The sequence below is a fragment of the Streptomyces sp. NPDC050625 genome, assembly GCF_040654755.1.
Lineage (GTDB): Bacteria > Actinomycetota > Actinomycetes > Streptomycetales > Streptomycetaceae > Streptomyces.
This window is the reverse complement of record NZ_JBFAIQ010000005.1, coordinates 48,169-60,700: the sequence shown is the minus strand read 5'-3', so window position 1 is coordinate 60,700 and position 12,532 is coordinate 48,169. Positions and strand designations below refer to the sequence as shown.

9 protein-coding genes are annotated in these 12,532 nt (G+C 69.6%); 2 read left to right on the top strand and 7 right to left on the bottom strand.

Annotation, left to right across the window (positions count from 1 at the left end; genetic code table 11):
- The first annotated feature begins 324 nt into the window (after positions 1 to 324).
- The gene (locus AB0I54_RS13530; protein WP_363296137.1) at positions 325 to 942 is read left to right on the top strand and encodes a GNAT family N-acetyltransferase; all 618 of its coding nucleotides are present in this window, start codon (positions 325 to 327) and stop codon (positions 940 to 942) included.
- Between the two features lie 94 nt (positions 943 to 1,036).
- Here the strand turns inward: AB0I54_RS13530 and trxA are convergent, their stop codons facing one another.
- The 7 genes from trxA to AB0I54_RS13495 all read right to left on the bottom strand — a co-directional run bounded on the left by trxA (position 1,037) and on the right by AB0I54_RS13495 (position 10,764).
- A complete protein-coding gene (trxA, locus tag AB0I54_RS13525; RefSeq protein WP_363296136.1) occupies positions 1,037 to 1,369 on the bottom strand; it encodes a thioredoxin in 333 nt (110 codons plus the stop codon).
- 44 nt (positions 1,370 to 1,413) lie between these two features.
- Positions 1,414 to 2,382, bottom strand: coding sequence for a thioredoxin-disulfide reductase (gene trxB / locus AB0I54_RS13520; protein WP_363296135.1), 969 nt, complete (start codon positions 2,380 to 2,382; stop codon positions 1,414 to 1,416).
- 169 nt (positions 2,383 to 2,551) lie between these two features.
- Entirely contained in the window at positions 2,552 to 3,460 is a 909-nt protein-coding gene (locus AB0I54_RS13515; RefSeq protein ID WP_363296134.1) for a hypothetical protein, read from the bottom strand.
- A complete protein-coding gene (sigM, locus tag AB0I54_RS13510; RefSeq protein ID WP_363296133.1) occupies positions 3,457 to 4,179 on the bottom strand; it encodes an RNA polymerase sigma factor SigM in 723 nt (240 codons plus the stop codon). Before sigM ends, AB0I54_RS13515 begins: the two co-directional genes overlap by 4 nt.
- Positions 4,180 to 4,201: 22 nt before the next feature.
- Positions 4,202 to 5,899 carry a protein kinase family protein gene (locus AB0I54_RS13505; RefSeq protein WP_363296132.1) on the bottom strand — a complete coding sequence of 566 codons (1,698 nt, stop codon included), beginning with the start codon at positions 5,897 to 5,899 and terminating at the stop codon, positions 4,202 to 4,204.
- 118 nt (positions 5,900 to 6,017) lie between these two features.
- Positions 6,018 to 8,354, bottom strand: coding sequence for a murein biosynthesis integral membrane protein MurJ (gene murJ, locus AB0I54_RS13500; RefSeq protein ID WP_363296131.1), 2,337 nt, complete (start codon positions 8,352 to 8,354; stop codon positions 6,018 to 6,020).
- Between the two features lie 46 nt (positions 8,355 to 8,400).
- Positions 8,401 to 10,764: a DUF6049 family protein gene (locus AB0I54_RS13495; protein WP_363296130.1), complete on the bottom strand. Its 2,364-nt coding sequence runs from the start codon at positions 10,762 to 10,764 to the stop codon at positions 8,401 to 8,403.
- A 257-nt stretch (positions 10,765 to 11,021) separates the two neighbouring features.
- Here AB0I54_RS13495 and AB0I54_RS13490 point away from each other — a divergent pair, with 257 nt between their 5' ends.
- Complete coding sequence (locus AB0I54_RS13490) at positions 11,022 to 12,488, top strand: CCA tRNA nucleotidyltransferase (protein ID WP_363296129.1); 1,467 nt, start codon at positions 11,022 to 11,024, stop codon at positions 12,486 to 12,488.
- Positions 12,489 to 12,532 lie beyond the last annotated feature (44 nt).

The following is a 12,532-nucleotide window of genomic DNA, read 5'->3' as shown; positions in this document are numbered from 1 at the left end:
CGGTCCTCCTTGGTCGGGGCTCGCTTGTTCAGGCAGTGGAGCGGATGGTGTCCGGTGTGTACCGGAACACGGTCCGCTCTTTGCTTTCAGGCGGTATCGATGCAATCGCATCGTGGATACGATGCGATCGGGTTTGGCGCGTCCACCTGGCAGCACCTCTGAGTGGGAGGCGGGGGCCATGCGAACGATGAGCCGTACCGGACTGGTGAGCGCGGGCCTGGGCTTGGGCGCGGTCGGCGGGTTCGTCGGCAGTCTGCTCAGGGAACGCAGCGCTCTGACAGCCGCTCGCGATGCCGCGGGCGAAGGAAGCGAGGATCAGCCTTCATGGGGCGTCGGCTCGTACCGCTCACGCTGGACAACCTTCAGGACCTTCCCCAGCGCTGTCGGGCGTGTGTCTTCTGGGAGTTGGACCCCGTCAGCGGTGAGGCCGCGGTAAGGGCAGGCACTCCGGCTCTGGAGAAGGAGGCCTGGATCTCCGCCGTCCTGCTGGACTGGGGGTCCTGCGGCCGCGTGGTCTATGTCGACGACGCACCGGTCGGCTTTGTGCTCTACGCCCCACCCGCCTATGTCCCCCGCTCCACGGCGTTCCCCACGAGCCCTGTCTCCCCGGACGCCGTGCAGTTGATGACCGGCTTCATCCTGCCCGGCTATCAGGGGCAGGGGCTCGGCAGAGTGATGGTCCAGACGGTCGCCAAGGATCTGCTGCGACGTGGCTTCAAGGCGATCGAGGCGTTCGGTGACGCCCGCTGGAAAGAGCCGGCCTGTCTTCTGCCCGCCGACCACCTTCTGGCCGTGGGCTTCAAGACGGTCCGGCAGCACCCCATCCATCCGCGGCTGCGGCTGGAACTGCGGTCGACGCTCTCGTGGAAGGAAGACGTGGAGCTGGCCATCGACCGGCTGCTCGGGGCCGTACAGAAGGAACCCGTGCTACGGCCGCTCTGAGAGCCGTTGGAAACGCCGAATGGGCCAGCCCTTCCGGGTTGGCCCATTCGTGTTTCACGTGAAACATCCGCCGTCGCCTCGACGGCCCTGCCGACTACTCGGCGATGAAGTCCTCAAGGTCGCGGACGATCGCGGCCTTCGGCTTCGCACCGACGATCGTCTTGGCGACCTCGCCGTTCTGGTAGACGTTCAGAGTCGGGATCGACATGACGCCGTACTTGGCGGCCGTAGCCGGGTTCTCGTCGATGTTGAGCTTGACGATCTCGATCTTGTCGCCGTGCTCGGCGGCGATCGCCTCCAGGGACGGCGCGATCTGGCGGCACGGTCCGCACCAGGCGGCCCAGAAGTCCACCAGGACGGGCTTGTCGCTCTTGAGGACGTCCTGCTCGAAGGAGTCGTCAGTCACATTCTTCAGGGTGCCGGCCACGGCGGGCTCCTTAACTTGATCGTGCGGTGGGGCGGGAAGGGGAATCAGGCGGAGGTCTTCTCGGGCTCGGCCTTCTCGCTGTCCGCGAGGGCGGCGAGGAAACGCTCGGCGTCGAGAGCGGCGGAGCAGCCGGTGCCGGCCGCGGTGATCGCCTGACGGTAGGTGTGGTCGACCACGTCACCCGCGGCGAAGACGCCGGTCAGGTTCGTCCGGGTGGAGGGCGAGTCGACCTTCAGGTAGCCCTCCTCGTCGAGGTCCAGCTGGCCCTTGAACAGCTCGGTGCGCGGGTCGTGGCCGATCGCGATGAACAGACCCGTCACCGCCAGGTCCGAGAGCTCGCCGGTCTTGACGTTGCGGAGCTTGAGGCTGGAGAGCTTCTGGTCGCCCTGGATCTCGGCGACCTCGCTGTGCCAGGCGAACTTGATCTTCGGGTCGGCGAAGGCCCGCTCCTGCATCGCCTTGGAGGCGCGCAGGCTGTCCCGGCGGTGGACGATCGTCACGGACTTGGCGAAGCGCGAGAGGAAGGTGGCCTCCTCCATCGCGGTGTCACCGCCGCCGATCACTGCGATGTCCTGGTCCTTGAAGAAGAACCCGTCACAGGTGGCACACCAGGAGACACCACGGCCGGAGAGGGCGTCCTCGTTGGGCAGGCCGAGCTTGCGGTGCTGGGAGCCGGTGGTGACGATGACGGCCTTGGCGCGGTGGACGGTGCCCGCGGTGTCCGTGACGGTCTTGATCTCACCGGCAAGATCGACGGAGACGATGTCGTCCGGGACGAGCTCGGCGCCGAAGCGCTCGGCCTGGGCGCGCATGTTGTCCATGAGGTCGGGGCCCATGATCCCGTCACGGAAGCCGGGGAAGTTCTCCACCTCGGTGGTGTTCATCAGCGCACCGCCCGCGGTGACGGCACCCTCGAACACCAGGGGCTTCAGCGACGCGCGCGCGGTGTAGAGCGCTGCCGTGTACCCGGCGGGCCCGGAGCCGATGATGATCACGTTACGGACGTCGCTCACGGCTTGATTCCTCGTCTCTGGTCTGTGTCAGTCGACCGGGGGGAGCCCTTTCGGAACCCTCACCCCACCCAACGGATCCTAAGGGTCCCGCATTCCCGGTGTGTCCGGGCACACGGCATGCCACACGGGCAGGGATGCACCACGCTGGGCCGAGACGAAGAACGGTTGCTCAGGGACGCGCGAAGGACTGCGTCAGCAGGACCTTGCCCGGGGCGGACGCTTCCTTGCTCACACAGGTGGCGTCGACGACGTACGCCGTCACTCGCGTGTTGTCGCCCGCGTCGGGCAGGACGACGAGGTAGGCGTCCGTCCCCTCGTACGTCCCCTTCTGGGCGCCCAGGACAGCGCCGGCGTTGTTGATGCCCTGCCGAACGCAGCCGGGGACCGGGAGCTGGGGCTGGATGAGGGTCTTGGCGGTCGAGCCGGGTGTGTCGGTCTCCGACTCGATACCCAGCCGGGGCTTCTGGCTGCCCCGCTGCAGGCCCTTCTTCGTGGTGAGGAGATCCGTCACCTGGCCCTTGAGGCTTCCGCTGGAAAACGTGTCGTGCGCCGCGGTGGTCGGCTGGTCATTCCCCAGTGACTCCAGGAAGAGCGACCCGGCCCCCAGCAGGGCAGCGGTGAAGACGGCTCCCAGGACGACCGTCCGGCGACGCCGGCCGCGCCCGCGGTCCTTGCGGCCCGGGCCGGTCGCCGCGTGGGGGTGTCCGGCGGGTCGGTCCGCCGGTGCCGATGTTTCACGTGAAACAGGCGCCTCGGCGTCCTCGTCCGACAGACCGGGGGAGGCGGAGCCCAGGACCGGTGTGTCCGCGGACTCGGGCGTGGTGGCCTGCAGCAGGGCTTCCGCGGCGAGGGCGGCATCGATACGCCCGGCGACGTCGTCGGGCATCCGCACCGGGCCCGGCAGCGTGCCCAGGAGGCCCCGGATCTCCTCCAGCGAGGTGAAGACGTCCGTGCACAGCTCGCACTCGTCCAGATGGCGCCGTACGTCCGTGGTCCGCGTGGGCGGGAGCAGGCCTTCGGTGAGGTCGGAGATCTCGGCGACGTCCGGGTGCCCGGTTGTGTCCGTCGTGGAAGTCACGCTCGCCCACCTCCGCCCTTCACTGCGGCTGAATCGCTCGGCCCGGTGTGTGGACCTCTGTTCTGAGGTCCCGTTGCCGGTGGGACGGATGTCCCCGGCGCCCGGTTCCGTCCCGGGTCCGGCTCTGTCCCGTCGGCGGCGTTTTCCGGCCGGAGGTGGGAGAGCAGTGGCAGCAGCCTTGCTCTACCCCGAGCGCAGCGGCTTTTCACCGTTCCGGTCGGCACATCGAGAATGCGGGCCGCCTCCGCCACGGGGTAGCCCTGCATGTCCACCAGGACGAGGGCCGCACGCTGCTCGCGGGGAAGCGTGCCGAGGGCTTCGAGGAGCTGGCGGTGCAGGTCGTTCCGCTCGGCCGGCGCCGAGGCCGATTCGTGCGGCTCGAGGAGCTGCTCCAGACGCTCGGTGTCGTCGACGGGAGCGGTCTTCCGGGAGGCTGCCTTGCGGGCACGGTCCAGGCAGGCGTTCACCGTGATCCGATGCAGCCACGTTGTGACGGCCGACTGGCCCCGGAATGTATGCGCGGCCCGGTATGCGGACACCAGGGCGTCCTGGACCGCGTCAGCGGCCTCCTCACGGTCCCCCAGCGTCCGCAGCGCGACCGCCCAGAGCCGGTCCCGGTGCCGCCGCACGATCTCACCGAAGGCATCGGGGTCGCCTTCCACATGGCGGGCGAGCAGGTCCTGGTCGCTCACTCCGTCGTATCGGGCGCCCTCCGCCATCTACCCCTCCCGAGTGGAGACCTCAGCTGGTCACCTTGATGTCTGCCACTCTGCCCCGCCAGTGGCCGTTGTTGTCCGCGGGCAGCTCGGTCAACCACACCAGAAGGTACTGAGTCTTGAGGGACTTGCCGGGCCGGAGCACCACCGTGGTGCCCGAGCCGTCGGCCGTCTTGGTGTAGGCGTCGAAGGACGTCGGCTCCGAACCCGCCTCCGCACCAGCAGCACGGAGTTCGACTGAGGTCTGCCCGACGAAGCTGACCGTCACCTTTCCGACCTGCTGGACCTTGCCGAGGTCAAGGATGACACCCACGCCTGACTTCAGGTTGCCGAACTTCGGACTCAGATAGAAGTCGGTCTGCCAGTAGGAGGCTGTGCTGTTGTCGTAGATCTTCCCTATGTCGGCCGGCTTCTCGGACTTGTCGCCGAACGGATCGAAGTCGCGAGCGCCCTTGATGGGGATGGGGATGCCGGACGGTGGCTTCTTCGGGCCCTTGTCACCGTCGTCCGTCGACTGTGAGCTCGGTGTGTCCCCGGACTTGCCGCCCTGGTCCATCAGGGCGTCCGCGAGCTGCCAGCTGCCCAGGCCCAGGGCCGCGATGAGGAGGGCGGAGACCGCCCACTTCAGGGCCTTGCCGGTGCGGCTCTGGAGCGGGGGCGGCGGTGTGGTGAGCGGTTGGCCGGCGCCGGGATGCGCGGCCGGGCGGCCGTACGTGCCCTGCTGGTACGTCGTGCGCTGGTACTCGGGCGGTGCGGTGAACGAGGGCTCCGGCGGGCGGATGCGGGGCATCTCGCCGATCGCCTTCACCAGTTCCTCCGGCGTGGTGCACGGGGACTCGTGCCGGGAGGCGGTGGCACCGTCGTTGGCGAGCGCGCGCATGGCGAGCTCGGACAGGCCCCGGTGGACGCCTGCGCGCACCTGGTCGGGCGCGATGAGGCCGATGTCCTTGGGCAGCCCGGACAGGCCGTATGCGGCGTTCTCGTACGGCCACCGCTGGGTCAGCGCCGCGTACAGCAGGGCACCGATCGCCTCGGTGTCCGTACGCTGCGGGGTGTCGGAGCTGATGCCGCGCAGCGCGGCGTTCACGGCGAGCCCCCGGATGCGCCACTGGCCGGTGGAGGCGCGCAGCACGGCGTTCGGGTTGAGACGCAGATGGGCGAGGCCCTCGCGGTGGGCGGCCGCCATGGCCGAGGACACCTGGCTGACCATCTGGTAGGCGTCGTGCGGCTCCAACGGTCCGGCGGAGAGCAGGGTGCCCAGCTCCGTGGCGTCGGGCAGCCACTCGTGCACGACATAGACGAGGTCGTTCTCCTCGACCGCATCCAGGACTTGGACGAAGCGGGGATCGCCGAGCAGCGCGGAGGAACGGGCCGCGGCCAGCACCGAGCGGGCTCGTGTGTGGTCCGCGGGCAGGATATGGACGCCGACGGCGCGACGGAGTTTCTCGTCGACCGCTCGCCAGCTGCTGAATCCGTCCAGACGGGTGACGCACTCCTCCAGGCGGTAACGCCTGGCGAGTTTGTGACCGCTGTGCAGTTCGGAAGGTGACGCCTTCCCGGGACCACTGCCGGTCCCGCCGCTCCCCTGTGCCTCGTTGCTGTTCGTGTCCAGCTCCGGGTTCTGGGCCACCCCGTCGGCCGTGGACTGGTCCGCCTTGGCGGTCAGCGGCTCGTCACCGCTGTTGTCTGCCACGTCGACGGCAGCCGTGCTCCGTTCCGCCACCGTCGTCCCTGCCTCCCCATCCGTTGCACGCTGTCCGACGCCGAAACCAATTGTGCCCACAGTCCGCCGCTATGCACGACACACGGCGGCGGACGATGGTTGTGCGCGTACCCCCTCTTCAGCGCCCCAGACGCCCGCGCACCATGCCGACGAGCGAGTTGAGCTCTTCGATGCGCATGCGCCGGGCCGCGACGAAGAAGATCCCGAGCAGTACGGCACCGCCCGCCAGGAGTGCGGCGAACGAGCCGACGACGCCCTGGCCGAGGGTGTGTCCGATCCCGTAGCAGGCCGCGCCGCTGAGCAGCGCCGCCGGCACCGAGGCGATGCACAGACGCGCGTACGTCCGCAGGACGCGCGAGCCGTCCAGATCGCCGCCCAGCCGCTTCCGCAGCCGCTTCCAGGCAACACCTACGCCGATCGCGTAGGCGAGGCCGTAGGCGGCGGCCATACCGATGACCGCCCAGCGGGCGGGGAGGAGGACGTAACAAAGCACCGAGGCTCCCGCGTTGACCGCGGCCACGATCACCGTGTTGTAGAACGGCGTGCGGGTGTCCTCGTAGGCGTAGAAGGCGCGCAGGACGACGTACTGCACGGAGTACGGGACCAGGCCGAGGCCGAAGGCCATCAGCATGTAGCCCATGTTGGTTGCCTCGCTGGTGCCCGAGGAGCCGAAGATCAGCGTGCACATCGGGATGCCGAGGGCCAGGAAGCCGAACGCGATGGGCACGATGGCCACGGCGGTCGTCCGCAGACCCTGCGAGATGTCGTCGCGGACCGCGCCCGCGTCGTCCTCGGAGGCCGAGCGCGAGATGCGCGGCAGCAGGGCGGCCATCAGCGAGACCGTGATGATGGCCTGCGGCAGGCCCCAGATCAGCTGGGCGTTGGCGTAGGCGGCGAAGCCGGTGCCGTCGACGGGCGAGGCCTTGCCGGCCGAGGTGGACAGCTGGGAGACGACGAGCGCGCCCGCCTGGTTGGCGAGGACGAACAGGATCGTCCACTTGGCGAGCGTGGCCGCCTTGCCGAGGCCGTGCCCCCGCCAGTCGAAGCGCAGCCGCAGCCGGAAGCCGGTCTCCCGCAGGTACGGGATCATCGCCAGGGCCTGGACGACGAGGCCGAGCAGCACACCGATGCCGAGCAGCCGCTGGCCCTCCGGCGGGATGCTCGTGACCTTCATCCCGGAGTTGGCGGCGGTTCCGTACACCCAGATGAACATGCCGAGCGTGACGATGATGACGATGTTGTTGAGGACCGGGGTCCACATCATCGCGCCGAACTTCCCGCGGGCGTTGAGGATCTGACCCATCACCACGTGGATGCCCATGAAGAAGATCGAGGGCAGGAAGTAGCGGACGAAGGTGACGCCGACCTCGTTGGCCGCCGGGTCGCTGGCGACCGAGTCGGACAGCAGCCGGATCAGGAGCGGGGCGGCCACGATCGCGAGGGCCGTGAGGGCGCCCAGCGCCACCATCACCAGCGTCAGCAGCCGGTTGGCGTACGCCTCGCCGCCGTCCTCGTCCTCCTTCATGGCGCGGACGAGCTGTGGCACGAAGACCGAGTTGAGGCCGCCGCCGACGGTCAGGATGTAGATCATCGTCGGCAGCTGGTAGGCGACCTGGAAGGTGTCGCCGAGCAGGCCGACGCCCAGGGCGGAGACGATCAGCGCGGAGCGGACGAAGCCGGTGAGCCTGGAGACCATCGTGCCCGCCGCCATCACGGCGCTGGACTTCAGCAGGCCCGAGGCCCGCCCGCCCTTCTTCGCGGCAGGCGCGGCGGAGGCGGAGCCGGCGTCGGGAGCGGCGGGCCCGGCGGATGCCGGAGCGGGCGCCCCGGCCGGATGAGGCGCGGCGGGGTGGGCGGCCGCGGCGTACGGGGCGGCGGGGTGCTGCGGGACCGCGGGCTGCGGGGTCGCCGCGTACTGCCCCATGGGGCCCTGGCCGACGCCCGGTCCAGCCGGGCCGGGAACGGCCGGGGTCCCCGTGGCGGGGTGTCCGCCGCCCTGCTGCTGGTCCCGGAAGAGATGAGCGAAGGCGTCCGGCTCGTGGCGCTCCTCGCCGGAGTGCGTGACGAGGTCGTCCACGCCCACGAACTGGGTCGTGCGGGGGTTGTCGCCGTACGGCATGTACTGCGCCGGACGCTCCGGCTCCGGCGCGGGGGTCTGGGCCCACACGTTGGGGTCGGGGGCGTACGGGGACTGGGCCGGCTGGGAGTACAGCGGCTGCTGCGGCTCGTACGTGCCCGGGGGCGGCGGAGGGTGCGAGGCACGGTCGTAGAGCGCCTCGGCGACCGGGTCCTGGGCGGAGAGGTCCTGTGCCCGGTAGGGGTCCTGGTCGTAGGCGTCCTGGAGGTACATGTCCGCCGCGGGCTGCGGCGGCACCTGGCCGGGCTCGGGCGGCGGCTCGGGGTAGCCCGAGCCGGCCGCGGCCTGGCCACGGTCACCCTCGTACGGCGCGTTCATGGTTACCCCACCTCATCGTCCCCGGGCCCACCGGCCACGACATCGCTCAACGGTCCACTCTCTCACCCGTCCCGGACGGGTCGGCGCTTTCCGGTGCGGTGTCCGGTGTCGGGTCACTCGGCTGCTCCGGGTCGTCTGCCCCGGAGCGGGCGTCGGACTCCTCCTGAAGACGTTCTTCAGGGCCTTCGGGGTTCTCGGGACCGTCGGTGTCCGTCCCCGCGTCCTCGGGACCGGCCTCCTCGGCCTCCTTGGCGGCCGCCCGCTTGCGCTGGGTGTACATCCGGAAGCCCGCGAGGACAAGCAGCAGGACACCGCCGCCGATGACCAGCATCACGGTGGGCGTGACCTCGGTGACCTTCACATCGAAGCTGACCTCGTTGCCGTACTCCTGGCCGTCCTCGGTGTACAGCTGGGCGATCACGGTGGCCTGGCCGTTGGCGTTGGCGGACGTGGTGAACTTCACGGACTGGCTGTGTCCGCCGGACACCGCGACGCGCTGCTCCTGGTACGCCTCGCCGCCGATCTTGAGGCGGGTGGGATTGGTCGAGGTCAGCCGCAGGACCAGGTGGTCGACGCCCTGCACCAGGTTGTTCTGCACGGTCACCGGGATGGTGGCGCTACGGCCGGAGAGCTTGGTCGGGGACTTGTCGATCAGCTTGACCTGGTCGGTGAGTTCGTCGAGCCATGCCTCCACGCCGGCCCGGAAGCGGTCCGCCTCGACGGTCCGGCCTCGCCACGACGTGGACATCCCACGGTTTATGGCCCGCCCGAAGGGGGTCGCGACCCGGGACTGGTCGGTGAGGATCACCTGGAAGTTGTCGAGCTTGTCCTGTGTGCGCGCGATCTGCTCGAAGGCCGACCGCGGCAGCTCCTGCTTGCGCAGCGAGGAGGGGTACGCGGACGTCGACGGGATCCTCGTGGTGGCGCTCGGGTCCGGTTTGGCCTTGGCGGCGTCGGCGAGGTCCTGGGTCTGGACCCAGTTCGTCTCCTGGAGGGCCCCGATCGCCTGCGCCATCGCCTGCGCCTGGCTGGAGGACGGCATGCGCTGCGGGGCGACGACGATGCTGCGCTGCCGGTCCGTCTGGACGTTCAGCGCCAGGCTCTGGGCCAGGTACTCCTGGACGGCGAGCGTGGCCGAGTCCGCCTTCGTCAGATCGCCCTCGAACGCCCTGGACAGCCGTGCGTCCGCGACCACCGCCGTCGTGCCGCCGCCGATCGGGCGGGCCGCGGACGGCGTGTAGGTCAGGCCGCCGGTCTCCTGGAGGCTGTCGCTGCGGGCGATCACCTTGTCGGCGCCCGCGGAGGTGGCGACCTTGATGATCGACGGGTCGACGGCGCCGTTCACGGGCCAGGCGAAGTCGGTGGTCGGCTTCACATGGAGGATCGGCTCCACCGTGTTCGTGACGACGTCCGTGGCGTCCTTGAGGTGGCTGAGCGATCCGGTGACGCTCGTGCCGTTGTGGGCGAGGGAGGCCAGGTCCGGGTCCGCGAAGGGCAGCGCGACGACCTCCTTGTCGGCCACGGCCTTCTGCAGGTCGGCGAGCCACTGCTTGGCGACCGCCTGGTGCGTGCCGGCCGTGGTGGCGTGGCCGTCGCCCTGGATCCGGTAGTTGCGCGTCATCGCGTCCACGGAGGCCAGCAGATCGGGGTCGATCACCCAGGTGACGTCGAGGTCCTTGCCGAGGGCCAGCATCTGGGCCAGGCGGCCGCCCGGCGCGATGTCCTTGGCCAGGTCGTCGTTGAGGAAGACCGGCGTCTGCTGTTCACCGGCGCCCGTCTTCGCCGTCATGTGGACGGTGGAGATCAGCGGCCACAGGAACGTCGTCTTCGTCTTGGTGTCGGCCTCGTCCGGCTGCCAAGGCAGGAACGTCCGCTGGATGCCGAGCACCTGCTCCCAGGGCTGTGCCGCGGTCTGGCCGGAGAGCGAGACGCCGAGCTCGTAGACACCGTCCTTGCCGAGGCCGAGCTTGTCGACCGGTACGGAGATGCTGAAGTGCTGGGCGACGTGCGGGGGGAGCTTGGCGAACTTCGCGACGTACTTGCCACCGACCTCGGAGCCGGCGGAGGTCTGGAGGCTGTCGGACCGGTCGGCGGCGCTGTCGATGGCCGAGCGGATGGTCAGCTCCGGCCCCACGCGCACGCCCACGTGTGCGTCGGTGACCGACTGCTTGCCGTTGTTCGTCACCGTGCCGGAGACGGTCAGTGTGTCCCCGTCCGTCGGGGCACTGGGGCTGAGCGAGTCCAGTGAGACGGACACCGCGTCCGAGGAGGCGGCCTGGGCGGGCGTCGCGGCGGGCAGCTGGAGCAGGCCGGCCAGCAGAGGCGCCCCGGCGAGCAGTGCTCCGGTACGCCTCAGCCACCGGCGGGCAGGTGAGGGACTCATCCCCTGGAAGTCTGCCGCCTCGGCCACGCGCTCGCCCGTCCCTCGTCGTCGTCAGTGGTCGTCGGAATGTGCGTCCCCGCATGGTAACGAGGTGCGCTGAGGCGACGTGCCGCGGTCCGCTCCACAAGATCGAGGACCCGGGTGACATGTCCTGTATGACCCTTATAAAAGGGAGAGTGGACGTACGTGACGGGAGCGGGGCCTGTGACCCTTATAACGGCAGATGTTCGCGGGCGTTTAATGGGGGCGCTCCTGGCCGTCCGGGCCACGTACCCTCTTTTGTTGTGCCGAACGCCAACGATGACACTTCCACTGCCCTGAACCAGGTGCAGCAGCGCGCGGTGAGCGAACTGCTGCGGGTGGCCCCCGTCGCCGACGACCTGGCCCGCCGTTTCCGGGAGGCCGGGTTCTCGCTCGCCCTGGTCGGCGGCTCGGTCCGCGATGCGCTGCTCGGCCGGCTCGGCAACGACCTGGACTTCACCACCGATGCCCGCCCCGAGGACGTACTGAAGATCGTGCGGCCGTGGGCGGACGCCGTATGGGAGGTCGGGATCGCCTTCGGCACGGTGGGGGCGCAGAAGAGCGCCCGCGTCGCAGACGCTGATCGGTGCTTTCAGATCGAGGTGACAACCTACCGGTCGGAGGCGTACGACCGGACCTCGCGCAAGCCCGAGGTGTCGTACGGCGACTCCATCGAGGAGGACCTCGTCCGGCGTGACTTCACGGTCAACGCGATGGCCGTGGCGCTGCCGGAGAAGGAGTTCATCGACCCGCACGGCGGGCTTGAGGACCTCGCGGCACGGGTGCTGCGCACTCCGGGCACCCCCGAGGACTCCTTCTCCGACGATCCGCTGCGGATGATGCGTGCCGCGCGCTTCGCCGCCCAGCTCGACTTCGAGGTCGCCCCCGAGGTCGTCACGGCGATGAAGGACATGGCCGGCCGCCTTGAGATCGTGTCGGCGGAGCGGGTCCGGGACGAGCTGAACAAGCTGGTCCTGTCCGCGTACCCGCGCAAGGGCCTCACGCTTCTGGTCGACACCGGTCTGGCCGACCACGTCCTGCCGGAGCTGCCTGCGCTGCGCCTGGAGCGTGACGAGCACCATCGGCACAAGGACGTCTACGAGCACACGCTGATCGTCCTGGAGCAGGCGATGGCCCTGGAGGAGGCCGGTCCCGACCTGACCCTCCGCCTGGCCGCCCTGCTGCACGACATCGGCAAGCCGCGCACACGGCGCTTCGAGAAGGACGGTCGGGTCTCGTTCCACCACCACGAGATGGTCGGGGCGAAGATGACGAAGAAGCGCATGACGGCGCTGAAGTACTCCAACGAGCTGGTGAAGGACGTCTCGCGGCTGGTCGAACTCCACCTGCGCTTCCATGGCTATGGCACCGGTGAGTGGACGGACTCCGCGGTCCGCCGCTATGTCCGCGACGCGGGACCGCTTCTCGACCGGCTCCACAAGCTGACCCGCTCCGACTGCACCACCCGCAACAAGCGCAGGGCCGCCGCGTTGTCCCGGGCCTACGACGGCCTGGAGGAGCGCATCGCCCAGCTCCAGGAGAAGGAGGAACTCGACGCGATCCGCCCGGACCTGGACGGCAACCAGATCATGGAAATCCTGGGCGTCGGTCCGGGCCCGACGGTGGGCAAGGCCTACAAGCACATGCTGGAGCTCCGACTGGAACACGGCCCGATGGAGCACGACACGGCGGTGACGGCACTCAAGGAGTGGTGGGCCGAGCAGGGCTGAGCGTGAAAACGGCGGCATGTTTCACGTGAAACATGCCGCCACCG

Excerpts from the sequence above, each read along its gene's own strand:
- AB0I54_RS13530 (WP_363296137.1), top strand. The coding sequence starts at position 325 with ATGGGGCGTCGGCTCGTACCGCTCACGCTGGACAACCTTCAGGACCTT.
- murJ (WP_363296131.1), bottom strand. The coding sequence starts at position 8,354 with ATGAACGCGCCGTACGAGGGTGACCGTGGCCAGGCCGCGGCCGGCTCG.
- sigM (WP_363296133.1), bottom strand. The coding sequence starts at position 4,179 with ATGGCGGAGGGCGCCCGATACGACGGAGTGAGCGACCAGGACCTGCTC.